This window comes from Streptomyces sp. NPDC050564 (assembly GCF_044457265.1).
Classification (GTDB): domain Bacteria; phylum Actinomycetota; class Actinomycetes; order Streptomycetales; family Streptomycetaceae; genus Streptomyces.
In genome coordinates this window covers 257,112-282,093 of record NZ_JBITGS010000001.1, presented here as the reverse complement: position 1 = coordinate 282,093, position 24,982 = coordinate 257,112, and the positions used below count along the sequence as shown (strand labels likewise).

The window sequence follows — 24,982 nt, the reverse complement described above, 5'->3', positions numbered from 1 at the left end:
GCCTTCCCGCCAGGTCCCGTCAACTCCCCCGCAACACAAGCCCCCCGACACTCTTCGCAGCGCAGCAACACAGCAGAGCCCGGGCGCCGACGAAGAGAGGGCACACATGACCAGAGGACCAGCGAGACGCGGGACCGCGCTGTTGTCGGCCGGGCTCGTGCTCGCCCTGTTGCCGATGGGTCAGGCAGGCGCGCAAGAAGCCGGTTCTGTGCCGGCCCGGGCCGCCTCCGCAGCCCGCACCGTCACCCTCGTCACCGGCGACAAGGTGACCGTCACCGACCTCGGCGGCGGCAAGAAGACCGTCACCGTCGAGCGCCCCGAGGGGGCCACCGGCGCCGTGCGCACCCAGGTGGCGAGCGGCGCCGTCAGCGTCGTACCGGACGAGGCGCTGCCGTATCTGCGGGCGGGCACCCTGGACCGGCGGCTGTTCGACGTGAGCGAGCTGATACGTCAGGGGCTCACCGACCAGAAGACCGACGAGCTGCCGCTGATCGTGACGTACGGGAAGAAGAGCGGCACAGCCACGCCACGCGGGGCCGTAAGGACGCGCGCACTGCCGAGCATCCGCGGTGCCGCCCTAGACGCGCACAAGGGGCGGACGTTCTGGAAGGCCATGACCCGCCAGCACGGGATCGGCAAGGTCTGGCTCGACGGGGCCGTCAAGGCCGACCTGGCAGAGAGCAACGCGCAGATCGGCACGCCGAAGGCCTGGGAGGCCGGGCTCACCGGGAAGGGGGTCACCGTCGCCGTCCTCGACACCGGTGTCGACACCGGCCACCCCGACCTGACGGACAGGGTCTCGCAGACCAAGAGCTTCATCGACGGGCAGGAGGTCGCCGACCGCAACGGGCACGGCACCCACGTCACGTCGACCGTCGGCGGCAGCGGTGCCGCCTCCGGCGGTACGGAGAAGGGTGTCGCCCCCGGTGCCACGCTCGCCGTCGGCAAGGTGCTCAGCGACCAGGGCTCGGGCAGCGAGTCGCAGATCATCGCCGGTATGGAGTGGGCCGCGCGCGATGTGCACGCCAAGGTGATCTCCATGAGCCTCGGCTCGACCGAGGCCAGTGACGGCACCGATCCCATGGCCGAGGCGGTCGACACCCTGTCCAAGGAGACCGGCGCCCTCTTCGTCATAGCCGCCGGAAACACCGGCGCCCCCTCCTCCATAGGCTCGCCCGGCGCCGCCGACTCCGCGTTGACCGTCGGCGCGGTGGACTCCGAGGACCAGGCCGCCTACTTCACCAGCGCCGGACCGCGCTACGGCGACAACGCGCTCAAGCCCGACCTCTCCGCCCCCGGTGTCGACATCCTCGCCGCCCGCTCCCAACTGGTGAGCGGCAACGGCTACTACACCTCCATGAGCGGTACGTCGATGGCGACGCCGCACGTCGCGGGCGTGGCCGCGCTGCTCGCCGAGAAGCACCCCGACTGGACCGGCGACCGGCTCAAGGACGCGCTGATGTCGACGTCGAAGCAACTCGACGCGTCCGCCTATGTGCTGGGCTCGGGGCGGGTGAGTGTTCCGGACGCGATCGACGCTGCCGTGACCGCCACCGGGAGCGCCGACCTCGGCTTCTACAGCTGGCCGTACGACGCGAACAAGCCCGTCACGAAGACGGTGACGTACAGCAACTCCTCCGACAGAGCGGTCGAGTTGAGCCTCGCCGTGCGGGGTGCCACTGACGGGGTCGCGACCCTCGCCGACTCCACGCTCACCGTGCCCGCGCACGGCACCGCGTCCACGACGGTGACGGGTGACGGCTCCAAGGCGCCCGTGGGCAACACCTCCGGGCAGATCGTCGCGTCCGTGGCCGGCACCCCCGTCGCGCACACCGCGTTCGGGCTGGTCAAGGAGGAGGAGCGGTACACGCTCACCGTCCATGTCAAGGACCGGGAGGGCGCCGCCACGGCAGCCGACGTCGTGGTCCAGCAGCTCGCCCAGGGTGTGGACCCGTACCCCGCGCCGGTCGGTGACTCCGGCACCCTGAAGCTCCGGCTGAAGCCGGGCACGTACAGCCTCACGTCCTTCCTCGACGTGCACGGCAGCCACGGCGCGGACTCGCTCGGCCTCGGGTTCCTCGCGGCGCCCGAGATCACGCTGGACCGGAACCGCGAAGTCACGTTGGACGGGCGGCAGTTGAAGGAACTCAAGGCGAAGGTCGACCGGCGGACCGAGACCCGGCAGCTGCTGATGGAGTACGACCGGAACGCGGGCGGCTCCGACCTGTTCGGAGCCGTACAGGTGCCCGTCAAGTACGACAGTGTCTTCGCCGCGCCGACCGCGAAGGTGACGCAGGGCAGCTTCGAGTACCGGACGGTGTGGCGGCTCGGCAAGCCGCTGCTGGAGGTCGACGGCATCGGCGAGGCGGTCGTCCAGCCGGGCGGCACGCTGATCGAGGGGCGGAGCAGGCTGCCGCTGGTCGATGCCGGTGACGGTGTCTTCTCGGGGAAGGACGTGCGTGGCAAGGCCGTGCTCGCACGGCTCGCCGATGGCGTCGAACCCGCCGCTCTCGCCCAGGCCGCCCAGGACGCGGGCGCCAAGGCCATGTTCGTCACCGACGACACGGCCGGGCGGTTGAACGCCTGGTTCGGCACCGACGACAACACTGACCGGCCGCTGCAGATCGCCACGGTGAACGCGGCGGACGCGGCACGGCTGCGGGCGGCCGAGCAGGTCGAGATGAGCGGAACGCGTAACACGCCGTACGTGTACGACCTCTCGCAGGGCCACCGGGGCGCCGTCCCGCGCGGAGACCTCACCTATGAGCCCGGCAAGGGTGAACTCGCCGTGCTGGACACCAGGTTCCACGCCGTGAAGCCCATGTCGGGCGGCGAGTTCCGGTACTCGATCAGCGACGCCTTCCCCATCGGGATCGGCTTCCAGGAGCGGATCGACTACCCGGCCGAGCGGACCGACTACGTCTCCACGGGCGCCGGGCAGCTGTGGCACGAGTCCGTGAGCGTCGGGCCGGGCACGCTCGAGGAACGCAGCGGACTGATCGCCTACCGGGGCGGCACGCACTCGACGCTCAACTGGTTCAAGCCCGTCTGGCACCCCTGGCTCGGCACCGGACTCGGATGGGGTCAGCAGCGCGCGGGCAACCAGATCCAGTTCAACACGCCGGGCTGGGGCGACTCCGGGCCCGACCACACCGGCTTCGGCGACGTGTGGAGCGACGACACCGGGATGACCCAGTTCACGGAGGTGTACCAGGACGGTTCCCTGGTCGACCGGCGGATGAGCTCGGGCGCGTACGTCTGGGACGCGCCCGCCGACGAGCACACGTACAAGGTCGTCACGGACACGGCTTTGGACGCGGACCGATGGAAGCTGTCCACGAAGGGCCACACCGAGTGGACCGTCAGATCGGCGGCCACCCCCGAGGACCGCTTCACGTTCCTGCCGCTCCTCAACCTCGGATACGACGTCGACACCGACCTCGCGGGCGATGTGCCCGGCGGCAGCCGGGTGTCGGTGGGCATCCACGCCGAGTATGTGAAGGGCGCACCGGACACCGGGACCATCGGGGGCGGGAAGCTCGAGGTGTCGTACGACGACGGGAATACGTGGAAGGAGGTGCGGGCGGTCCAGCTCTCCGGTGGCAAGGCGTCCTGGACGGGGACGCTGAGCGTGCCGCGCGGCGCGGAGTTCCTCTCGCTGCGGGCCTCGGCGCGTGACGATCAGGGCGGCTCGGTGAGCCAGGAGATCATCCGGGCGGTGGGAGTGCGGTAACCGGTTCGGGTGCCTTGTGCGGGTGGTGCCGGCTCCGCTTGGGAGGGGGGAGCCGGCACCACCGATCCGTTCATGTTCCGGGGATTTCCGTGATGCCCCGGATCACCCCCAGGTCCAGCAGGTCCTGGGGACGGATGCGGAGTTGGCCGGCCGTCGCTTCCACCTCCCCCGGGGTCCGCTTCAGGATCGCGGCCGCGAGCTCCGGTGCGATGACCGAGAAGTAACTGTCCGGCGCGGCCCAGGTGTTGCCGGGTGCGGCCAGCGCGAGCGCGCCGCCCGAGCCGCCCTCGCCGATCACCAGCGTGGTGACCGGCGTACGGGCGGTGGCCACCGCGGCGAACAGGTCCGCGATCGCCGCGCCGGCGCCCTGGCGCTCCGCGTCGGCGTCGTTGGCGGCACCGGGCGTGTCGACCAACGTCAGTACGGGGATGCCGAGCCGGCCCGCGAGCCGGATCAGCCGGGCGGCGGTGCGGTATCCGGCGGGCCGGGTGGCGGTGCCGCACTGGGCGGCGTAGGCGAGGGGCCGTCCGTCCCGCCCGAGGCCGAAGCCGCACAGCATGCCGTCGTCGGTGCCGCCGCAGCGGTCACCGCTGATGGCTGCCCGATGGGTGAAGTACGCGTCCAAGTAACTCTCGGCGCGGGGACGTTCGGCGGAGCGGGCGCGCCGCACGGCGTCCCAGCCGGTGGCGGGGAGCTCGCGTGCGCCCAGGGCGGGCGGGACCCGCGCGGCCTCGGCCGACGGCTTGGTGAGCAGGCCCAGCCACTGCGCGAGCGCGCCCCGCAGCTCCTCGGTCCGTACGACGGCGTCCACCGCCCCCGCCGCCAGCTGGGCCTCCGCCGTGTACGCGGCCGGGTCCGCGTCGGGCGGGCGGACCCGGGAGCCCGCGAAGCCCACCTGGACGCCGGGCAACGCCAGGGTCACGTCGGCGCCCGCGCCCAGCGTGGCCCAGCCGCCGCCCGTCGTCGGGTCCCGCAGCACGGCGATCTGTGCGAGCCCGGCCTCGCGGGTGAGCGCCGACTGCCGGGCCACGCGCTGGAGCTGGGTGAGCGCGAGCATGCCCTCCTGCATCCGGCTGCCGCCCGTGGCGACGAGCGAGACGACGGGGAGGTGGTGCTCACGGGCGTGGGTGTACGCAGCTTCGAGGCGGTCGCCGGTGCGCTCGCCGAGAGAGCCGCCGAGGAAGCCGAACTCGAAGGCGATCAGCAGGGCGGGGGTGTCGCCGATGACCGCGGTGCCGCAGACGACGGACTCGTCCTCACCGGTGCGAGCGGCGGCGCGGGCGCGCGAGTCGTCGTAACCCTGCCAGGAGAGTGGGCCGTCGGGTGGGAACTCCCTTATGGGCGAGGGGAGTTCCGTGAAGCGGTCGGTGACCAGGGCGATGGTCTCGCGCGCCGAGAACCGTTCAGTCACGCGGCAGCGCCCGCTTCAGGATCTTGCCCATGTCGTTGCGGGGCAGGGACTCCAGGAAGCGCACGGTACGTGGCCGTTTGTGCGGGGCGAGACGGCGGGCCACCTGATCGGCCAACTCGTCGGCGGATGGCGGTGATTGGGGATCGGAGGGCACGATCCAGGCCACGATCCGCTCGCCCAGGTCGTCGTCGGGCTCACCGGTGACGGCGGCCTCGCGCACCGCCGGATGCTCGAGCAGCGCGTTCTCGATCTCCCCGGCGCCGATCTTGTAACCGCCGCTCTTGATCAGGTCGGTGGCCTTGCGGCCGACGATGCGTACCGAGCCGTCGGGGTCGAGGACCGCCATGTCGCCGGTGCGGAACCAGCCGTCCTCGGTGAACGCGGCGGCGGTGGCGTCGGGCCGGTTCAGGTACTCGGTGAAGAGGTTCGGCCCGCGCACCTGGATCTCGCCGACGCTCTCGCCGTCGTACGCGCCCGTGGGGGTGCCATCGGTGTCGTACCCGGCGATCGTCGTCCCGTCCTCCTCGACGAGCCGCAGGTCGACGCCGGGCAGCGGCACGCCCACGGTGCCGGGGCGCGCCGCACCGTCCACCCTCACGCTCGTGTTCATCAGCGTCTCCGTCATGCCGTACCGCTCGACGACCCGGCCCCCGGTCGCGGCCGTGATCCGCTCGTGGTCGTGCACCGGCAGCGCGGCGGATCCCGACACGAGGAGTCGCGCCCGGCCGAGCGCCTTGGCCAGCTCCACGTCCTGGGTGAGCGCCTCGGCGAGCCGGTGGTACATCGTCGGCACCCCGAACAGCATCGTCGCGCCGCCGTTCAACTCGCGCGCCACGCCCTCCGCGCTGAACCGCCCCAGATGCCGTACGGAGCCGCCGCGCCGCAGCGGCCCCAGCACGCCCAGGATCAGCCCGTGCACATGAAACAGCGGCAGCCCGTGCACCAGCACGTCGTCACCGGTCCACTGCCAGGCGTCGGCCAGCGCGTCCAGCGTCGAGGCGATCGAGCGACGCGGGATCACGGCGCCCTTGGGCGGGCCCGTGGTGCCGGAGGTGTAGACGATGAGGGCGGGGGCGGCGGGGTCCGGCTCGGCGGGCGGTACGGCCGTTCCGGGGCTGTGCGTCTGGATGTCGATCCGCTCCAACGCCCGCACGGTTTCGGGAAGTTCGTCGCCGGGACCGGCGAGCAGCAGCGACGGCGCACTGTCGCCGAGAATGTGGCCCAACTCGCCCTCTCCCGACTTGGGGTTGAGCGGCACGGCGGGCACTCCGGCGAGCAGCGCGGCCACGACACCGACGGCCGTCTCCAGGGTCGGTGTCGCCCACACGGCAACCCTCCCGGCACCGACGAGCCGCCCGGCGAGTTCACCCGCCGAGGCGGCGAGCTGCGCGTACGTCAGGGACCGGTCACCGAAACGCAGCGCGGGCCGCTCCGCGACCGAACCGCCCACCAGGGCCGGGAAAAGGGAGGACACGCGTACTCCTTGGCAGTAGGGAGCTTTCTACGGGCACCGTCTCAGCCGTTCCTACACCAGCGCGAGGGAAACCGCCGGAGCGCGAGATTGATTTCGGCGACCGTGCCCGCAGGCACGTCATAAGAGTGTTACGTCGGCGAAGGCGCGGTGTCACAGTGATCGCTGAGGCTGTTGTAGCCGAACAGCCCAGGATTCATGGGTTGTTCGATGTACGGACAATCCGGTCCTCCCCCCACAGTCCGAACAGGATGGGACCATACATATGCACTCCGAACTGAGGCGCTCACCCGTGCCCCGGAACTCTTTAGGCTGCCCTCCGACCGGGACGGCTCCTCTGGAGTCCCACGGTCACGTCCTCGCCGTCGGCACCCCCGGGCCGAGACGCGATCAGCTCACCCGCACGCTCGAAGCGACCGGGTACGAAGTCACCCACGCGGTGCCGGGCGGGGTGAACCGGCAAGTGCGGCAGGCGCCTCCCGACGTGATCGTCGCCCTGGACGACGTTGGCCAAGGGATCGAAGGGATCGAGGTCGTACGGGAGATACGTACCGCCCCCGAAGGACATGCCCTGCCTCTGCTCATGGTCACCGCGGGCCGTGAACCCGCCGATGTCGCCGACCTGTTGCGGCACGGCGCCGACGACTGCCTGCCCGAGGCCTCCGACCCCGTCGAGCTCTCGGCACGCATAGCCGCCAAGCTCCACCGTGTCCCGGTCCCCGTCGAACGGCTGCTGCTCGATCCGCGCACGGGTCTGTACTCCGCGCCGCACTTCCGTGCAGAACTCGACCGTGAGCTGCGACGCCCCGGCGCCGGACGGCGCGACGGTGTTCTCGCGGTGGTCGGTGTGGCCGAGATGGCCGCGCTGGAGGAACGGCTCGGGGTACGGGTGCGCCGTGAGGTCGCCGAGCGCCTCGCGGGCGTCGCCGAGCGCCTCGGCAATGTATGCGACCGGCTCGGCTGGGACGACGACGGGCATCTGCTCGTCCTCATGCCGGGGGTCGAGGAGGAGGCCGCGCGCCGCGCGCTCCAGGAGTTCGCGACCACGGTTGCCGGTACGCGGTTCGTCGTCGCGGACGAGAATGTACGGCTGACCCCGGCCGTCGGCTGGATCCCGCTCGCAGACTCCGATGGCCACGACGACGGGCAGGCCGTCGAGAAGGCCGCCGACGCGGTCGCCGAGGCGCTGCGCCACCGGGATCTGCGGCCCGTCCGCTACCAGTCGTGGATGCGGGCCAGCGCACCCCATCGGCACCGGCGCGCCCGCGCGGTCGTACGGCCGTTGCTCCTGGCGCTGTCCCCGCTGCTCGCGCTGCTGATCGGCGCGGGCGTGCCGTTCGTGCTCTACGAGCAGGCGTACGAGGTGCTGGGCTGGGACATCGCGTCGGTCGTGTACTGGGTGGTCGTGGCCGGGCTTGTGCTGTCGGCCTCGCTGATCCTCGTCGAGTGCCTCTTCTCGCTCGACGCGTCTCAGCGACCCGCCGCTCCGGCGCACCGTTACCCGCCCGCGAGCGCGGTCATCGCCGCGTACCTCCCGAACGAGGCCGCGACGATCGTCGACACCGTCGAATCGTTCCTGCGTCTCGACTACCCGAACGATCTGGAGATCGTCCTCGCGTACAACACGCCCCACCCGCTGCCTGTCGAGGACACGCTCCGCGAGATCGCCCGCCGCGACCGGCGGCTCGTGCTGCTCCCGGTGCCGGGCAGCACCTCCAAGGCGCAGAACATCAACGCCGCCGTCACGCGCGTACGCGGCGAGTTCGTCGGGATCTTCGACGCCGATCATCACCCGGCGCCGCTCGCCTTCCGGCACGCCTGGGACTGGCTGTCGAACGGCTACGACGTAGTGCAGGGCCACTGCGTGATCCGCAACGGCGACGGCTCGTGGGTAGCCCGACAGGTGGCGATCGAGTTCGAGACGATCTACGCCGTCAGCCATCCGGGCCGGGCCCGGATGTACGGCTTCGGCATCTTCGGCGGCTCCAACGGTTTCTGGCGCACCGACCTGCTCGCCCGGACCCGGATGCACGGCTCGATGCTGACGGAGGACATCGACTCGACGCTACGCGCGTTGACGGAGGGTGCGCGGATCGCCGTCGACCGGACGCTGATCTCACGGGAATTGGCGCCCACATTGCTCAAGCCGCTGTGGAACCAGCGCTCGCGCTGGGCACAGGGCTGGCTCCAGGTGTCGCTGAAGCACCTGTGGCAGGCGCTGCGTTCCCCATCCTTCACACGCCGTCAGAAAGCGGGCCTCTTCGCGCTGTTGGGCTGGCGGGAGGTGCAGCCCTGGCTATCGCTCCAGATCCTGCCGATCCTCCTGCACTCTGCCTGGCGCGCGGGCGGCGCGGACAGCATCGACTGGGCCGTGCCCGCGTGCCTGCTCGCCGCGGCGTTCACGCTGTCGGCCGGGCTGGTGCAGACGGCCTTCGCATGGCGGCTCGCCGTGCCCGAACTGCGGTGCAGGCGTGGATGGTTCTGGCGCTACCTGCTGGTGTCGACGTTCTTCTACACGCACTTCAAGAACATGGTGGCCCGGCAGTCCCACCTCAAAGAGCTGCTGGGGGACCGACGTTGGCGGGTCACCCCCCGGATCGCGGCGAAAGCGGTGAGCCGGTGAGTAGCACACTGACGGCGCCAGGGGAGGGCAGCGGTGGGCCGGTGAGCGGCACCGTGACCGCACCGAATGCGGCGCCCAAGGCCGTGCCCGCCCGCGCCCGTACCCTCGAACTCCAGGGCTTCCGGGGCCTCGCCGCCCTCAGCACGGTCGTCTTCCACGTCTGGCAGCAGTACTACGTGTACGACGCGGACGGTGCCCACCCGCCGATCGAGAACCCGTACGTGGGCGCACTCGTCTCCCTGGAGGTCATCGACCTCTTCTTCGTCATGTCCGCCTACCTGCTGACCCTGTCCTACGCCCGCGCGGCTATCGACGGCGACGACACGACGCGTCCGGGCCGGGTGTTCCTCTTCCGGCGGGCGATCCGGATCCTGCCGCTGTACTTCACGGCGGTGCTGATCATCTGGGCGAGCCGGAACCCGGCCCTGCCCGGGGATTGGCGGGACCTCGTCGAACACCTCACGTTCACGCACATCTTCGACCGCGACCGAATCTTCTACACTCTGGGCCCCACCTGGTCCCTGTCCCTGGAGATCGCGTTCTACTTCGCGCTGGTCGCCCTCGGCCCCCTGGTGATCCGCGCCTGCCGCCGCCTGCGCACCCGCCGCGCCCGCGTCGCGCTCTGCGCCTCGGGTTGCGCGGCGCTCTACCTGGCACCCCTCGCCTGGATCGCCGTCGCCCACTACGCCCTCGGCATCCCGCACACCGACTGGCCCGTGTACTTCGGCCCGCAGGCCCGCTTCGGCGGCTTCGCGGCCGGGATGGGCCTCGCGGTGCTGCTCGTCGCCCTCGGCGAGCGGGGCCGGATCGGCGCGAGGTGGGCGGTCGCGATGTCGGCGGCCGCCGCGACGAGCCTGTACGCACTGTCGTACCTCTCCGAGCCGGAGAACGTCTGGCACACCTTCTACCACCAGCTGGCCGCCATGCTGTGGTTCGCGCTGCTGTACTGCGCGCTCCACCTGCGCGGGTCTCAACCACCCCGCTGGCACGGCCTGTTGAGAGCCCGTTCGATCACGGCCGTCGGTCTGGTCAGCTACAGCCTCTACATCTGGCACGAGCCGGTCATGCTCTGGCTGTACGACCTCGGAGCGCTGCCGTCCGGCCAGGCGGGCTTCCCCCTGGCCGTGCTGATCGTCCTGTTGGCCGGGGTGCTCGTCGCGACGGTGAGCTACTGGGCCGTCGAGTACCCCGGCAGCCTGCTCGCCCGTGCCCAGGACAAGAAGGGCCGGCCGCGCGAGTTCTATCCGGAGCCGACGGCGCGAACTACCCGATGACGCTCCGGTAGTGGGTGGTCAGTCTCCCGTCCGCGTCCAGCAGATGGAACGCGAGCGCGGGCGGGAGATCGAGGTGGACATGGTCCTCCGCGTGCGCGCGGTGTTCCCACGGGAGCCTGAGGGTCGAGACGACGCCAGGGGCCACGAGGAGGGGGCGGCCGGCGAAGGTGGTGGCGGCCGGGGTGTGGGCGTGGCCGGTGAGGAAGGCGGTGAGGTGGGGGTGGCGGGCGGTCAGGTCGGCCAGGGGCTGCTCGTCCAGGAGGCGGATGCCGTCGACATGGGGGGTGTTGAGGGTGGCCGGCGGATGGTGGAAGGCGACCAGCACCGGACCCTCGGCCCTCGCCAGTACGTCGTCCAGCCAGGCCAATGTCTCGTCGTCCAGGTGGCCGTGGTCCTTGCCCGGCACCGACGAGTCGCACAGGGCGAGGGTGAAGCCGGGCGCATGGTGAACCTGGTTGACCGGACCCGGTGTGGTTGGGCTGCCGAGCAAGTGCTCGCGGAACGCGGCACGTTCGTCGTGGTTGCCGGGGCAGACCAGGACCGGGTGCCGGGAAGTGAGGAGCCGACGGACCTCCTCGTACTCGGACGGCAGGCCGTGGTCCGCGATGTCTCCCGTGAGGAGGACAGCGTCCAGGTCGTGGGGGAGGTCCTCGAGGTACGCCATGACAGCCTCGGCGCGCTCGACGCTGCGCCGCCCGCTGTCGATGTGGAGGTCGCTGATGTGGGCGATCACGATCACCGCGAGAGTCCTTTCGGGATCCGGTAGGTCATGCCATGAACGTAGAGGCGGTCCGGACCACGAATAAGATCCAGTCCCATGCCCGAAAACTGGTCCAGTTCGCGGCTCGACCTGCACCTCGACCTCGCAGGGGAGGGCGGTCACCGTGCTCGCCTCGAGGCGGCGCTTCGCGAGGCGATTCGTGCCGGACGGCTGACGGCGGGGACGCCGTTGCCCTCGACGCGGGGGCTCGCCCAGGAGCTGGGCCTGTCGCGCGGAACCGTCAGCGCCGCGTACGACCAACTGGCCGAGCAGGGGTACGTGACCACCCGGCCGGGGGCCGCGACCCGCGTCGCCGACGTGTCGCACGCGAGACGGCCCGAACCCCCGCAGGACATCCCGCCGAACGGTCACGTACGCCACGACCTGCGGCCGGGCCGCCCCGACGTCAGCGCGTTCCCCGCCCGCGGCTGGCTCGCCGCCACGCGCCGCGTCCTGGACCGGGCCCGACCCGAGGCGTTCGGCCCCGGCGATCCCCAGGGCCGTATCGAACTGCGGACCGCGCTCACCGACTATCTCGGCCGCACCCGCGGGGTGCTCACCACCCCCGACCGGATCGTGATCACCTCCGGCTACTACCAGACGGTCCAGCTGCTGTGCCGGGTGCTACTGGCCGAAGGTCGCGATGTCGCCGCCCTGGAAGACCCCGGCCACGACTTCTACCGTGACACTGTTCGCCGCGCGGGCTTCACCACGTACGGGCTGCCGGTGGACGCGCACGGCGCGGACACCGGGACCCTGACCGCCCGCACCTACGCGGTCTTCCTGACCCCGTCGCACCACTACCCGACCGGCGTGCCGCTGCACCCGAGCCGTCGCCAGGCGGTGTGCGCCTGGGCACGCGCCACCGGCGGGCTCATCGTCGAGGACGACTACGACGGCGAGTTCCGCTACGACCGCCGCCCCGTCGGCGCGCTCCAGAGCCTGGCGCCGGACCAGGTCGTCTACTGCGGTACGACGTCCAAGACGCTCGGACCCGCCCTCCGCCTGGCCTGGACCGTCCTGCCACCGGACCTGGTGACCCCGATGGTCCGGGCCAAGGAGGCGGACGACCTGTACACCGAGACGCTGGGCCAGATGGTCCTGGCCGACTTCATCGCCACGCACGCGTACGACCGTCACATCCGCGCCGCCCGGCTGCGCTACCGCAGACGCCGGGAGCTGCTCATCGACCGCCTGTCCGCGTTCCCCGCCGTCACGGCCCACGGCGTCCCGGCGGGCCTGCACACGTTGGTCACCCTGCCGCCCGAAGGCCCCGCCGAGGCCGCCCTCCTGACCACCTGCGCCGACCGGGGCCTGGCCCTGCGCGGACTCACCGAACTCCACCACGACCCCACCGACCGCCCCGGGGGTCTGCTGATCGGCTTCGCGGCTCCGTCCGAACGCGCGTACCCGGCAGCCCTCGACGCGCTGTGCGCGGTGTTCGCGGGCTCTTCTACGCGACCGGGTACTCGTTGCCCCGGGCTACAGCGACTTTGAAGACGTTGCCTCGCGTACGCCTACGGACCGTCACAACAGGTCTGAAGAACACCAGCCCAAGGCAGAGCCCGCACCCGAGTGGCTTCGGGACGAAGATCCAAGCCAGGTCGGGCCAGGAACTCTCAGGCCCGAGCGCGAACCTGAACTCCCACTTCCTGCCTGTATGTTCGAGGCGATCATTGTCGCAGGGACGGGATCGCGGAGGACGAGGGTCGCATGGACACGGTTACCGTCACGGCACGGCTGGACGAGGCTCGTACGGCTGATTCCAGAACGCGCGACCGTATCTGCGACGAGGTGGCCGCGGAACTGCTGGCGGCGGAGGCTCCGCCTTCCTTCGAGGTGCGTTCCGCCGACCTCCGCCTCGACCCCTATTTCATGTGCGCGGACCGCTACTGGCGTCAGCGGTTCCTGGAGCGGCCGACGGCCCGTACGGCTCTTGAGTGCGCTCGATGGATGTCGGACCACGTGGGGGACGGGAGTTGGGGTGCCGTCGCCGAACAGTGGGGCCTCGGCAACGGGTTCCTCAACCGGGGGAGCGTGGAGTCGGTGGACCAGATCGCGGGGGCAGTGGGAGAGGCCGGCACCGGTACCGAAGCGGAGCGCGTCGCGTTTTTTCTTGCCCTCTTCCATGCAGGGAAATTGCGGGCGAACTTCTGCTTTGACGAGCTGCACGCGTTCCTCGTGTCTTCGCCCGTGTCCCTGGCCGCCAACTCGCTTCGTCAGGCGCCCGTGTTCCTGGCTCTTCGGTCGTTTGCCGCATTCGGCAGTCGGGCGCTGACCGTCGCGTACGCCGCCGAGTTGTTGGAACAGGCTTGGTCTTCGTCCGAGCGAACTCGCCACACCGTGGACATCTGCCTCAACGGGCTGGCGTTCGCTACCCCCTTCGAGGAGCAGGGGGAGCTACTGCGCAGCCATGCGGAGGAGGCGGTGGAGACGTATCCGGGCGACCATATGTTTCACGCCCGGCTGGCCACGGGGTTGCACATGTGCGGTCGGCACGATGAGGCACTGGCGAGCATCGATACCGCCCTCGCCCTGCTCGCGGCGAGCCCCACCGCCAGTCTCAGCGTCCTGCAGGACCAGTACCTGACCAAACGGGACGCCATTCAGGAGGGACGGCTGCGAGCTGTACGGGACGCGGAGCATCAGCGCCGCTGGGAGCAACAGGCTGCAGCCAACGTCCAGTTGGAACGCTCCCTGCACACTTCCTCCGTGCGCGCCGTCGAGGTCGTAGCCGTCTTCACCGCCGCGATCGCGTTCGCTGTCGGATCCCTCCAAGTCACCCTGACCGGCAAACTTCCCCTCACCGACCGCTTGTGGCTGCTGGCCGCACAGGGTGCAGGCCTGGCGCTCTTCGCGCTGCTGATAGTCGGTGGAACGTGGCTCATCACCCGAAGTCACCAACAGGTAAACAGTGGCGGAGAGTGACCCCACCCGGCGCAGACTCCGGACCTGCACACACGCCTGTGATCTGAAGGCCCTCCGGAGCCGTGTGTGCGTCCCCGTATCGAAGACCGCTGACAGCCCCGCCTGACCTGGTGGGCGCGGCGAGCCTGAAGGCTGACCGGTGAAGAAAACTGTTGGCCGTCCATAGGGGCCCTGGCGATACTGCCGCCATGGATCCGGTGACTTTCGCGACCGCCCGCCTGCTGTTACGGCCCTTCACTCCCGCCGACGCGGACGCGGTGTACGCGGCCTGCCAGGATGTGGACATCCAGTACTACACGCCGGCGCCCACACCGTTCCGGCGTGAGGACGCCGAGAGATACGTCGAAGAGACCGCTCCCAAGGGCTGGGCCACGGACAGCGACCACATCCTCGGCGCCTTCCGCACGGACAACGGCGGGCTGGTTGGTTCCTTCTGTCTGACCAAACGTGACCGGGGTGTCTACGAACTCGGTTACTGGGCAGCCAAAGAGCAGCGCGGCCACGGGTACTCCGCAGAGGCCGCGCGGACGCTGTGCGACTGGGGCTTCACCGCGCTCCATGCGCATCGAATCGAGTGGTGGGCGATGGTCGGGAACGCAGCCTCCCGCGCACTCGCCGAGAAGCTCGGCTTCACGCTGGAGGGAACCCTCCGCAATCGCAGCATGGTCAACGGCCGACCGCACGACTGGTGGGTGGGCGGACTCCTGAAGCCCTGACTCCACGCGACCGCCGGCCGAGCCCTCCCCGCCCGTGCAATGCGGGCTGCCTCCAGACGCGGGCGCATATCTGCTGGCAACGATCGTTCTTGAAGCGGGAACGATCGTTCGGAAACCGTGGCGCGGGCCGACCCGGCCACGTAGTCTCGGCCACCGCGACAATTTTATGAGTCAACTGCCGGGAGCCCCTTGGTGAGTGAGTCCCCGCCGCCTCTTCCCGAGACACTCGCACGCCTCGACACGCAGATCGCCGAGAAGCGTCTGAACCGAGGCGAAGTCCTCGACACACGCGCCCTGTCGGGGCGGACCGCCGTCCCCGAGACGGACATCCGGGCCCTGCTCGACGGCGAGGCGCCGCGCGAGGACAAGGTGGACGACCGGGTCCGGGAGCGGGTGCGCGCGCTGTACGAGGCGTATCTCGCCGAGAGCGGGAGGAGGCCCGCCGATGTGTGCCGGGAGGTCGCCGCCCGGCTGGGGATCAGCGAGAAATGGGCGCGGTCCCTCCTCAACGGCGACAAGATGCCGAACGTGCCGGACCTCACCCGGCTCGCGGAGTTCTTCCACATCGACCAGGGCACCAAGTTCTTCACCGACCCGGCCGTCGTCGCCCTGAACGAAGCCCTTCAGCGCACCCTCCAGGAACTCGAAGGCGGCGCGGAGGGCGGCCCGCTGCTCAAGTTCACGATCAAGCACGGGGTCGTGACGCTCGCGCTGCGGGGCAGGCGGCTCACGCCGCGCAAGCAGGAGGCGCTCGTGCTGATGCTCGAAGGCCTGCTGGGCGGCGAGGAGGCGGAACGATGAAGCTGGTCGGCAGGATTCGTGGGCTCGCGGCGGCGCTGCGTGCACCCAGGGCCGACTCCGAGATGCGCGCCCTCGCGGTGGAGCTCAGCCGGGTACTGCGGAAGAGGATCGACACCCCCATCGACATACGGGAGTTGGCGGACGCCCTGTGCGAGGAGATGAGCAGGCGGCGTGACGGCCGTCCCGTCCAGCTGCGCTTCGAGCGCTTTCCCGACGAGATCGAGGTCACGGGGCTGTGGATGGAGTTTCACGACTTCGACCTCGTCATCATCGAGGAGCGTGCCGAGACCGTGCAGCAACTCGTCATCCTGGGTCATGAGTTGTGGCACATGAGGGAAGGACACCGCGACCATCACGTGGACGGCGCGGCCGCCGCCGCACGCGCCCTCTCCGAGAACCCCGACTGGCAGGAGATCGCCCTCACCGTCGCCGCCCGCAACGGATCCCACGAAGCCGACGAGGCCGAGGCCGAGGACTTCGGCCTGCATCTCGCCAGCGTCTTCCGCTCCTGGGTGACCGGCCCCCGTACCCAAGGCCCCGTCGACCCGGTGGGCAGGGCCATCCAGGCATCCCTGGGCTATCGCGGACCCCAGGACTGACCGGCGATGAATCCTTCCCGCTTCTTCGACGGCCTGTACATCTCCTTCTGGATACCGGCGGCGGTCCTGACCGCCGCCTTGGCGATCAAACTGCCCAGCATCATCAAGCTCTGGAAGGACCCGCTGCTCAGAGCGGTGGGCGGTCTGCTCGTCCTCGCCTGCGGCGTCTTCGTCTTCGCGGCGCCGCCCACCATCGCCTGGACCAACCGCGTCACCGGCGTACCGAACATCTCGGCACCGCTGGTCTACAGCCTGATCACCGCGTTCTGCGGATCCTGTCTGCTGCTGATCACCGCCTGGCGCAACGGCATCTCCGACCGCTCGCGGACGACCCGCCGCGCCACAAGATGGGTGGTGAGCGTCTACTCGGGTGTGATCGTCACGCTGTGGGTGCTGTTCGCACTCGCCGACGCACCTGTCGAGCGGGTGCGGGACCTCGACACGTACTACGCCACCACCGCCTTCATGCGCGAAGAGATCGTGCTCTATCTGCTCGCGCACACCGTGGCCTGCCTCATCACCTACCGGCTGATCCGGAACTGGATCCGCACCGACGGCCTCGACATGTGGCTGCGCAGCGGCCTGAAGTTCCTCGGCATCGGCTACGCGATGAACCTGATCTACGACGCCTCGAAGATCACGGCGGTGGTCGCCCGGTGGACCGGCCACGACCTGGACTGGCTGAGCACGGCCCTGTCGCCGCCCGTCGCCTGTCTCGCCGCCATCCTGATCGCGGTGGGGTTCATCCTTCCGCACGCCGGTCAGTACCTGCACCGCCGTGCGCGCACCCGGCTCAGCCACTGGCGCCTGCGGCCCCTGTACCTGCTGACCCGCACCGTCACCGGCGGACGCGTCCCCTTCAAACTGCGGGCCACCCCCGAACTGCGCCTGACGCGCCGCGAGACGTTCATCCGGGACGCGCTGCTCCACCTCGCCCGGTACATCGACGAGGACCTGGAGCGGCGGGCGTACGACGCCGCGGCCGGCCTGGGGCGCGAGCCCGGGCGGGCGAGGCCGCTCGCCCAGGTCGTGGCGATCCAGGACGCCGTCGAGGCCAAACGACGTGCCCGGAAGGACGACGCCGACGCCCCTCTCGGCAGCCCGGACATCGAAGACCTGCTGGAGGGGATCGAGGCCGTGTCCCGGGCCCTCCGCCACACCGACGACATCAGGACGGTCCGCGAGCGCGCGGCCGCCGCGGCAGAGAGCGTGCCCGCCCCATGAGTGCCAGCCCCACGAGCGACCGTCGCCCGAGCGATCGCCCCCTGAGGTCCGCCGTCGTCCTCGGCGGCAGCCTCGCCGGACTGCTCGCGGCCCGCGCCCTGGTCGAGTTCGCGGACGTCGTCACCGTCGTCGAGCGTGACGTCCTGCCCGATGGGCCCGAGCGCCGCAAGAACCTGCCGCAGGCCCAGCACGCCCACCTGCTGTGGTCCGGCGGCGCGAAGGCGATGGAGGAACTCGTCCCGGGAGTGCCCCGACTGCTCGCGGAAGCAGGCGCACACCGGCTGCCGGTCCCGACGGACATGGTCGCGCTGTCGTCCCAGGGCTGGTTCCGCCGCTGGAACGAGTCCCACCACATGATCCTGTGCAGCCGTGACCTCCTCGACGCGACGGTCCGCGCGCAGATCCTCGACGACGACCGCATCGAGCTCGTCGAGCGCGCCGAGGCGCTCGGACTGGAAGGCACCGCGACCGCCGTCACCGGAGTGCGTGTCCGCAGCCGCGACGACGCGGAACGCACGTTCCCCGCCGACCTGGTCGTCGACGCCACCGGACGTGCTTCCCGCGCACCGGAGTGGCTGGCCGCCCTCGGCCTTCCCGAACCGGAGATACGGCAGGTCAACTCCGGTCTGGCGTACGCCAGTCGGGTGTTCCGCGCCCCGGAGCACGCACGGCACGGCTTCCCCGTCCTCAACGTGCAGCCGGCCCCGCGCGAGGGGCGCCCTGGCAGGGCGGGTGTCCTGCTGCCCATCGAGGGCGGGCGGTGGATGGTCACCCTGTCGGGCACCCGGGGCGGCGAACCCTCCGCCGAGGAGGGCGACTTCGAGCGGTTCGCCTTCGAGGAGCTACGGCACCCCGTCATCGGCGAGTTCATCGCGGGCGCCGAGCCGCTGACCGGCGTGGCGTTCACCCGTACCACCGCGAACCGCCGCTACTACTACGAGCGTTCACGCCAGTGGCCCGACGGCTTCCTCGTCATCGGCGACGCGCTCGCCGCGTACAACCCCATCTACGGTCACGGCATGTCGGTCGCGGCCCAGAGCGCCGTCGCCCTGCGCGAGGTGATCCGCCGCCGGGGCTGGGGCACGCCCCGGCTGGCCCGCGCCCTGCAGAAGGCGGTGGGCCGCCCGGTCAACGCGGCCTGGGACCTCGCCACCGGCCAGGACGTCTTCTTCCCGGGCGCGACAGAGACCGGTCCCACGCTCAGAGACAGGATCCTGGCCGCGTACGTCGACCGGCTCCTGTACACCGCCACCGGCAACGGCCGTGTCGCGCGCCGCTTCACCGACGTGTCCTCCCTGGAGCGCGGCGCGCAGGTGCTCCTCTCCCCCGGCGTGCTCCTCGCCGCCGTGGTCGGCCCGCTCAAGCCGCAGCTCACCGGGCCGCCGCTCACGGACGAGGAGTGGAAGGCGGCGGACGCCCGCTCCAACTGACCCGGGAGGCGGTCGGGTTCATCGGGTTCACCGCTGTAACGCTTTCCGCGCCTCGGTCCAAGAACAGGTGAAGTGCCTTGAGGAACTCCGGGGACCTCCGACGAGGCGGCCCTGGGAGCCTCCGACAAGAAGGAGACGCCTGTGGATGGCGCGGAACGGATACGGGGTGGACCCGCCGCGGCGGCACATGACCCACAGCTTTTCGAAGAGTTCTACCGACGCCATGTGGACGCGGTCATGCGTTTCGTGGCCCGGCGTGTCGACGACCCGCACACCGCGGCCGACCTGACCGCCGAGATCTTCCTCGCCGTCCTCGACTCGGCCCGCTCCTACCGGCCGCGTCTCGGAAGCGAGACGGCCTGGCTGTACGGAATCGCGCGCAACGTCGTGTCGTCGGAGCGCCGCCGGGTCGCCCGGGATGCCGAACGCGATCTGCGCATCTCCGGGCGGCGGTTACTGGAGGTCGACGACATCGTCCGCCTGGAGGACAGGCTCGACGCGGAGAGCCCGGGGCGGCGCGTGCTGGCCGCGCTCGCGAGGCTTCCCGAGGGCGAGCGGGCCGTCATGGAGCTGATCGCGGTGGACCAGCTCACGGTCCCGGAGGCAGCGGCCGCGCTGGGCATCCGCCAGGTCACGGCCCGGGTCCGACTGCACCGGGCGCGCAAGGCCCTGCGGGGGGAGGCGGACTCCAAGGCCGCGGAGACGGACCCCACCGCCGCACAGGCGAGTTCCGCGGGAGCGGAGACGCCGGACGCAGCACGGTTGTACGTCATAGGGGGAGAGGCATGAGCACGAGGACGACGTTCGAGGACCGACTGCTGGACGAGCTGAAGAGGGAGATCGAGCTGCGCGAGGCCGGGGTGTGCGAGACCGGGTCGGCTGAGGTCGCAACGGGGGGCAAGGCGAACGCTTCCGTGCGCCGTCTGTTCACTCCGCGCCGGATCGCCGTCGCCGCGGCGGCCTGTGCGGTGGCCGGGCTCGCCGCGGTGGTCGTGCCCGGCTCGCCGGCCGCCTCGAAGGCGTACGCGGTGGAGCGCCACGGCGACGGCAGCGTCACGCTCACCGTCAAGGACCAGGACATCGACGTCGACGCCCAGCGCGAACTCGCGAGGCAACTGCGCCCGAACGGCATCCAGGTGACTGTGAACGTCCTCGCCCCCGGCTACATCTGCGAGCACGACCCGGTGCTCTGGGGGATCAACAAGCAGGGAGACCGTGTGCCCGTCCTCACCTTGCAGTGGAACCGTGAGATCACCCTGCGCCCGGGCAACGTGCTGGTCTTCGACAACCTCAGGGGCAACCCCCAGCCGCACAGGGTCAACGCCTACGCGGCCAAGGGTGAGGTCAAGCCCTGCGTTCCGGTGAAGCTCGCCATACCGGACGACTAGCCGACGGATTCCACATCCGCGACCACACAACTCACGTTGTCCGGCCCACCGGAGTCGTTCGCCGCGTCGACGAGGGTCCTAACGGCCTCCTCGGGTACGGCACTTGAGGTGAGAATCCGCGCTATCCACTCATCCGGTACGACACCGGAGAGGCCGTCCGAGCAGAGCAGGTAGCGGTCGCCCGGCCGGGCGTCGTGCAGCCGCAGATCGGGGACGGGGGCGGCCGAGCCGCTCCCCAACGCCTTCAGGAGCAGGGAGCGTTGGGGATGGGTGGTCGCCTCCGCCGGTGTGAGACTGCCCTCGTCGATCATCGACTGGACCACGGTGTGATCGTGGGTGATCCGGAACAGCTCCCCGTCGCGCAGCAGATACGCGCGCGAGTCCCCGATGTGGACCAGCGCGAGCTGGGAGCCGGTCCACACCATCGCGGTGAGGGTGGTGCCGGCGTCCTCCCCGTCGGAGGCGATGTCCTGGACGGCCTGGGTGGCGCCCTGGACGGCGTCCTCAAGGAGATTGAGCACACTTCCGGCCGGGAGCGGCTCGTCGTCCAGGAACTTGAGGGCCTCCACCGCCGCCGTACTGGCGGGCGCCCCGCCCGGCCCGAAGCCGTCGGCCACTGCGAGGACTCGGGTGCCCGCGTAGGCGGTGTCCTGATTGGCGGTGCGGACCAGACCGGTGTCGGAGAGAGCGGAGTAACGGAGCTCCAGCATGCTGGTGTCCTTCCTGGGGGACGGCGAGAGATGGTCCACGAGGAACGCCGCCAGGTCCCGGCGGGCGACCGTTTCGGCCTCGACCTGGGCCCAGTACGCGCGGATCTCCCGCGCGGCCGGCCCCGGCGCCATGGCGCACACCCGCCGGATCCGGGCGAGCGGCATCCCGAGCCGCCGCAGCCACGCCACCAGGCGTGCCTGCTCCAGCTGCCCGACCGCGTAGTACCGGTACCCGGTCTCCGGGTCGACCCGGGCGGGCCGCAGCAGCTCCAGCTCGTCGTACAGCCGCAGCGCCTTCGGCGACAGCCGGCACGCCTTCGCGAAGGCCCCGATCGTCAGCATGTCCATGCGCCCACCCCGTGGTCCGGTCGTTCCTCGTTCCGCCACCGATGCTGCGGCTTCACCAAAGGTGAAGGTCAAATGGGTTGCCGCGGTTGCACGGGTGGTTGTTACCCTGCGGCGGGATCGTCCCGAGATGTGCTCCGAAGAGGGAGACCGCAGTGGCCCGTGTCGCGCTCGTCAGCTACAACCCGGGCGAGGAGCCCGGCGCGGACCGGGATCTGCCCGTGCTGAGGGCGGCCCTGGAGGACGCCGGAGCCGAGGCGGTCATCGCCTACTGGGACGACCCCGAGGTCGACTGGGCGGGGTTCGACCTCGCCGTGATCCGGTCGACCTGGGACTACAGCTGGCGGGTGGCGGAGTTCGTGGCGTGGGCCGAGCGGTGCGGGGGGCTCACGCGGCTCGCCAATCCGGCCGGAGTCGTGCGGTGGAACACCGACAAGCGGTATGTCGGGGACCTGGCGGCGGCGGGAGTCCCGGTCGTGCCGACCCGGTATCTCGCGCCTGGGGACCCCGTCGAGCTGCCCGAGGACCAGGATTTCGTCGTGAAGCCCACCGCCGGTGCGGGGGCCCGGTACGCCGCCCGTTACACGCCCGGGGAGCTGGAGACGGCCGTACGGCAGCTCGCGCGGATGCACGCCGAGGGGCTGACCGCGATGGTGCAGCCGTACGTGAAGAACATCGACGTCCGTGGTGAGCGGGCGTTGCAGTTCTTCGGCGGGCGGCTGCTGCACGCCAGCCGGAAGGGTGCCGTGCTGGAGCCGGGCACGCCGTTCGACGGGGACAAGGTTCCCCATCCGCGGCTGGAGGCCTGGGAGCCGACGCCCGCCGAACTGGCCGTGGCGGAGCGAGCGTTGGCCGCGGTGCCGGACGGCTCGGACGCCCTGCTCTACGCCCGCGTCGACCTCGTCGACGGCGACGACGGCCGGCCCCGGGTGATGGAGCTGGAGCTGGTCGAGCCGAATCTCTTCCTCTGGCTGCACCCAAAGTCGCTGCCCGCCGTCGTGGAGGCGATCCTCAAGGCTGCTGCCCTTTGACGCCCACCCGTTGCAGCAGCCCCCAGGTGAACTCCGCCGCGCATTCCCGTCGTACGCCCGACGCGTCCGGCGCCGTGAAGGCCAGACCCCAGCGCGTCGGGGCCGTGCCCTCCAGGGGGCGGGCGGGGGCGAAGGCGCGGGCGGCCTCGTCGACCGTGCAGGACCAGGGGGTGAGGTCGTCCAGGGTTTCCAGCACCGGGCCGGGCGCGCCGGGGGCCCGCACCAGCCACTCGTTCCAGGCCATCCCGTTGGGTGCGACGAGGACCTCGAAGCGGAGGGCGGGCCAGAGGGGGACGGGCCACAGAAGCGCCTCGCAGGCGAGGTCGCCGATGTGGCGGGGAGTGACCGACTCCGGGACGCCGAGGATCGATAGGTAGCGGGAGGCGGCCGCCCGCGAACGCGGGGCGTGCAGCATCGCCTGCCAGCGGCGGTTGGCCTCTCGCATGTCGGCGATGGAAACGCCCAGCTCGTGGCGGGCGTCCTCGACGAGGTCAGGGTTGTGGTCGGCCATGCGGCGCAGCAGGACCAGCTGGAAGTCGAGAGGGGTGAAGGGGGTGGTGGGGCGTTTGGCCGGCATGAGGTCCATGGTCGCGTACGCGGGCCTCGCCCGGTCGGCGCCCGTCGGGCAGGAACAAGACCGAGTTGACGTAACGGGGGCCGTGCGGCGAGAGCACCCGACGTAGCAGGCCCTGCGAGACGACGTGTGACGTCTGCGCCTGGTGGGCCTCCAGAGGGAAGGCGGCCAGAGGCAGCCAGGTCGCGCCGGGAAGCACCCAGCCGGCGTAGCCCTGCTCGGCGAGGTATTCGACGACCGGGGTGATCGGCTGGATACGGGACTCCAGTTCGATGAACAGGGCCGGGCGGTCGCGGGTGAGCAGGGCCTGCGCGCCGCGCAGCACCGCCGGCTCGTTGCCGTCCACGTCGATCTTGATGAAGCCGACGTCACGCAGGTCCAGGCTGTCGAGGGTCAGACAGGGAACCTTCAGTGCGCGGGCGTGGATGTCCCTGCGGACGAGGGAGGACACACCTCGGTCGCCCGCGTCGTCCGGCGGCAGCCACAGGTGGGCCGTGCCCCGGTGGTCGGAGGCTGCCGCGCGGATGACGCGCACGTTCCCGGGGCTGACGGCGGAGAGGAGTCCGGCCAGATGCGGGATCGGTTCGACGGTCACCACGCGGCGGGCTCGGCCGGCGAGGCGGCGGGTCCAGGGGCCGTACCAGCCGCCCACGTCCACCGCCGTGCCGCAGCCGGCCGGGCAGAGGTCGGCGAGCCGGGCCAGTTCGGGTTCGAAGCGCGGGTAGACGAGCCGGGCGGTGGCGGCGACCAGACGGGTGGGGAGGAAGGGGGCGAGGCGGGCGGCCAGGGTCTTTTTCACACGAGCGGTCCTGGGGTCTGTCATGGGGCCATCCGTTTGAGGAGCTCCTCGTGCTCGTCCTCCGTGACCTGCTCCCCGGAGGACGGCAGCAGCTGGGGGATGCCGTCGACGATCGGGTAACGGCGGTGCAGCCGTGGGTTGTAGAGGGCCTCCTCGGAGGTCAGGGCCTCATCCGGGACGAGCAGATGCAGCGGGCCCTTGTCGAGCGGGCAGGCCAGGATCTTCAGCAGCGGGTCGTCGGGGTTCATGGGGGTGTCAACTCCTTGGCACCGATGGGGGGTTGGGGTGCTTCATCGTGCTTGGGCATGGCGAGCAGGACCGACACCGCGAGCGCGGTGCCCGCGAGGCGCAGGGCGAGCCGCACCGGTTCGTGCGGCAGCGCCTCGCCGAACGCGAGCGTGCCGAGCACCGCCGTGAACAGACAGGTCACCGTCGTGCAGACGGGCACGATCAGCGAGGCCCGGCAGCGCTGCAGCGCCGCCTGCGACATGACCAGGCCGAACGCGCCCGTGAAGACAAGGAGATAGGGGTACGGGGAGCGGAGGAGGCCGACCACCGCTCCGCCCAGGTCGCTCGTCGTCAAGTAGCTCGACACGCCCTTGATGGCGAGCGAGCTCACGCCGTACAACAGGCCCACCGCCACGCCGTACTCGACACCCGTGGTCGGCATGCGGTGCCGGTGCCTGGAGCGGCGCTCGGCGGCTCCGTACAGCCACACGCCCAGCGAGAGCGACGGCAGACAGACGGTGAGGATCAGCGGCACCGGGGCGCTGCGGCTCACCGTGTCCGTGCCCTCGCGCAGGGACAGCACGACCATCAGCAGGGCGGCGAGGATCGCGCCGAGCGCGTACCGCTCGCGACCGGTCGTCTCCTCGCCGAGCAGCCGGGAGGAGAGCAGCACGAGCAGGACGAGCCCGGAGACGAAGATGCCCTGGGCCGCGGCGATCGGAAGGGTGCGGTAGACGGCGAGCTGGGCGCCGAAGCCCGCGGCGAGGGCCAGCGAGCCGCCGATCCACAGGGGGCTGCCGAGGACCAGTCGCAGCAGCCTGGCGGGACGGCGGATGTCCACCTCGGGCAGGGCCGCCAACGCGCGTTTCTCCAGGACGAATCCCGTGCTGTACAGGACGTTCGCCAGCAGGGCGGCGGCCACTCCCCACCACATGGG

The 24,982-nt window shown here is 70.9% G+C and carries 21 protein-coding genes; 13 read left to right on the top strand and 8 right to left on the bottom strand.

The window, feature by feature from the left end:
• Window positions 1-106: 106 nt before the first annotated feature.
• Window positions 107-3,733 carry a S8 family serine peptidase gene (locus tag ACIBK0_RS01275; RefSeq protein ID WP_399074307.1) on the top strand — a complete coding sequence of 1,209 codons (3,627 nt, stop codon included), beginning with the start codon at window positions 107-109 and terminating at the stop codon, window positions 3,731-3,733.
• A gap of 70 nt (window positions 3,734-3,803) precedes the next feature.
• Here the strand turns inward: ACIBK0_RS01275 and ACIBK0_RS01270 are convergent, their stop codons facing one another.
• Together ACIBK0_RS01270 and ACIBK0_RS01265 are read right to left on the bottom strand one after the other, a co-directional pair.
• Window positions 3,804-5,144: a carboxyl transferase domain-containing protein gene (locus tag ACIBK0_RS01270; RefSeq protein WP_399074305.1), complete on the bottom strand. Its 1,341-nt coding sequence runs from the start codon at window positions 5,142-5,144 to the stop codon at window positions 3,804-3,806.
• Complete coding sequence (locus tag ACIBK0_RS01265; RefSeq protein ID WP_399074303.1) at window positions 5,137-6,618, bottom strand: acyl-CoA synthetase; 1,482 nt, start codon at window positions 6,616-6,618, stop codon at window positions 5,137-5,139. The genes ACIBK0_RS01270 and ACIBK0_RS01265 overlap by 8 nt, the downstream gene beginning before the upstream one ends.
• A gap of 289 nt (window positions 6,619-6,907) precedes the next feature.
• Here ACIBK0_RS01265 and ACIBK0_RS01260 point away from each other — a divergent pair, with 289 nt between their 5' ends.
• On the top strand, window positions 6,908-9,238 hold the full coding sequence (locus ACIBK0_RS01260) for a glycosyltransferase (RefSeq protein ID WP_399074301.1): 2,331 nt from the start codon (window positions 6,908-6,910) through the stop codon (window positions 9,236-9,238).
• Window positions 9,239-9,291: 53 nt separating this feature from the next.
• Window positions 9,292-10,512, top strand: coding sequence for an acyltransferase family protein (locus ACIBK0_RS01255; protein WP_399074299.1), 1,221 nt, complete (start codon window positions 9,292-9,294; stop codon window positions 10,510-10,512).
• Here the strand turns inward: ACIBK0_RS01255 and ACIBK0_RS01250 are convergent.
• Entirely contained in the window at window positions 10,502-11,251 is a 750-nt protein-coding gene (locus ACIBK0_RS01250) for a metallophosphoesterase (protein WP_399074297.1), read from the bottom strand. The two genes, ACIBK0_RS01255 and ACIBK0_RS01250, sit on opposite strands and share 11 nt — an antisense overlap.
• 78 nt (window positions 11,252-11,329) lie before the next feature.
• On the opposite strand from ACIBK0_RS01250, the gene ACIBK0_RS01245 reads away from it, so the two are divergent.
• The 9 genes from ACIBK0_RS01245 (at window position 11,330) to ACIBK0_RS01205 (ending at window position 20,358) form a co-directional block, all read left to right on the top strand.
• Window positions 11,330-12,769, top strand: coding sequence for a PLP-dependent aminotransferase family protein (locus ACIBK0_RS01245; RefSeq protein ID WP_399074295.1), 1,440 nt, complete (start codon window positions 11,330-11,332; stop codon window positions 12,767-12,769).
• 216 nt (window positions 12,770-12,985) lie between these two features.
• Window positions 12,986-14,200, top strand: a complete 1,215-nt coding sequence (locus tag ACIBK0_RS01240) for a hypothetical protein (RefSeq protein WP_399074293.1) — start codon at window positions 12,986-12,988, stop codon at window positions 14,198-14,200.
• Window positions 14,201-14,388: 188 nt separating this feature from the next.
• Entirely contained in the window at window positions 14,389-14,916 is a 528-nt protein-coding gene (locus ACIBK0_RS01235) for a GNAT family N-acetyltransferase (protein ID WP_399074291.1), read from the top strand.
• 192 nt (window positions 14,917-15,108) lie between these two features.
• Window positions 15,109-15,717 (top strand): helix-turn-helix domain-containing protein, encoded by a 609-nt coding sequence (locus ACIBK0_RS01230; RefSeq protein WP_399074289.1) that lies wholly within the window; start codon window positions 15,109-15,111, stop codon window positions 15,715-15,717.
• Window positions 15,714-16,316, top strand: coding sequence for a toxin-antitoxin system, toxin component family protein (locus tag ACIBK0_RS01225; protein ID WP_399074287.1), 603 nt, complete (start codon window positions 15,714-15,716; stop codon window positions 16,314-16,316). The genes ACIBK0_RS01230 and ACIBK0_RS01225 overlap by 4 nt, the downstream gene beginning before the upstream one ends.
• Before the next feature lie 6 nt (window positions 16,317-16,322).
• Window positions 16,323-17,540 carry an MAB_1171c family putative transporter gene (locus ACIBK0_RS01220; protein ID WP_399074285.1) on the top strand — a complete coding sequence of 406 codons (1,218 nt, stop codon included), beginning with the start codon at window positions 16,323-16,325 and terminating at the stop codon, window positions 17,538-17,540.
• Window positions 17,537-18,970, top strand: coding sequence for an NAD(P)/FAD-dependent oxidoreductase (locus ACIBK0_RS01215; protein ID WP_399074283.1), 1,434 nt, complete (start codon window positions 17,537-17,539; stop codon window positions 18,968-18,970). Before ACIBK0_RS01220 ends, ACIBK0_RS01215 begins: the two co-directional genes overlap by 4 nt.
• A gap of 141 nt (window positions 18,971-19,111) precedes the next feature.
• Window positions 19,112-19,759 (top strand): RNA polymerase sigma factor, encoded by a 648-nt coding sequence (locus tag ACIBK0_RS01210; protein ID WP_399074281.1) that lies wholly within the window; start codon window positions 19,112-19,114, stop codon window positions 19,757-19,759.
• The gene (locus ACIBK0_RS01205; protein ID WP_399074279.1) at window positions 19,756-20,358 is read left to right on the top strand and encodes a hypothetical protein; all 603 of its coding nucleotides are present in this window, start codon (window positions 19,756-19,758) and stop codon (window positions 20,356-20,358) included. The genes ACIBK0_RS01210 and ACIBK0_RS01205 overlap by 4 nt, the downstream gene beginning before the upstream one ends.
• Here the strand turns inward: ACIBK0_RS01205 and ACIBK0_RS01200 are convergent.
• Window positions 20,355-21,416 (bottom strand): MerR family transcriptional regulator, encoded by a 1,062-nt coding sequence (locus ACIBK0_RS01200; protein ID WP_399074277.1) that lies wholly within the window; start codon window positions 21,414-21,416, stop codon window positions 20,355-20,357. The genes ACIBK0_RS01205 and ACIBK0_RS01200 overlap by 4 nt on opposite strands.
• 152 nt (window positions 21,417-21,568) lie before the next feature.
• On the opposite strand from ACIBK0_RS01200, the gene ACIBK0_RS01195 reads away from it, so the two are divergent.
• Window positions 21,569-22,444 carry a RimK family alpha-L-glutamate ligase gene (locus ACIBK0_RS01195; RefSeq protein WP_399074275.1) on the top strand — a complete coding sequence of 292 codons (876 nt, stop codon included), beginning with the start codon at window positions 21,569-21,571 and terminating at the stop codon, window positions 22,442-22,444.
• On the opposite strand, the gene ACIBK0_RS01190 is transcribed toward ACIBK0_RS01195, so the two are convergent.
• Genes ACIBK0_RS01190 through ACIBK0_RS01175 form a run of 4 tightly spaced genes read right to left on the bottom strand, consistent with a single transcriptional unit; the run spans window position 22,425 to window position 24,967 of the window.
• The gene (locus ACIBK0_RS01190; RefSeq protein WP_399074273.1) at window positions 22,425-23,030 is read right to left on the bottom strand and encodes a hypothetical protein; all 606 of its coding nucleotides are present in this window, start codon (window positions 23,028-23,030) and stop codon (window positions 22,425-22,427) included. The genes ACIBK0_RS01195 and ACIBK0_RS01190 overlap by 20 nt on opposite strands.
• Window positions 22,936-23,841, bottom strand: a complete 906-nt coding sequence (locus ACIBK0_RS01185; protein ID WP_399074271.1) for an FkbM family methyltransferase — start codon at window positions 23,839-23,841, stop codon at window positions 22,936-22,938. The genes ACIBK0_RS01190 and ACIBK0_RS01185 overlap by 95 nt, the downstream gene beginning before the upstream one ends.
• Window positions 23,838-24,065: a Trm112 family protein gene (locus ACIBK0_RS01180; protein WP_189185273.1), complete on the bottom strand. Its 228-nt coding sequence runs from the start codon at window positions 24,063-24,065 to the stop codon at window positions 23,838-23,840. The genes ACIBK0_RS01185 and ACIBK0_RS01180 overlap by 4 nt, the downstream gene beginning before the upstream one ends.
• Window positions 24,062-24,967, bottom strand: coding sequence for a hypothetical protein (locus ACIBK0_RS01175; RefSeq protein ID WP_399075096.1), 906 nt, complete (start codon window positions 24,965-24,967; stop codon window positions 24,062-24,064). Before ACIBK0_RS01175 ends, ACIBK0_RS01180 begins: the two co-directional genes overlap by 4 nt.
• Window positions 24,968-24,982 lie beyond the last annotated feature (15 nt).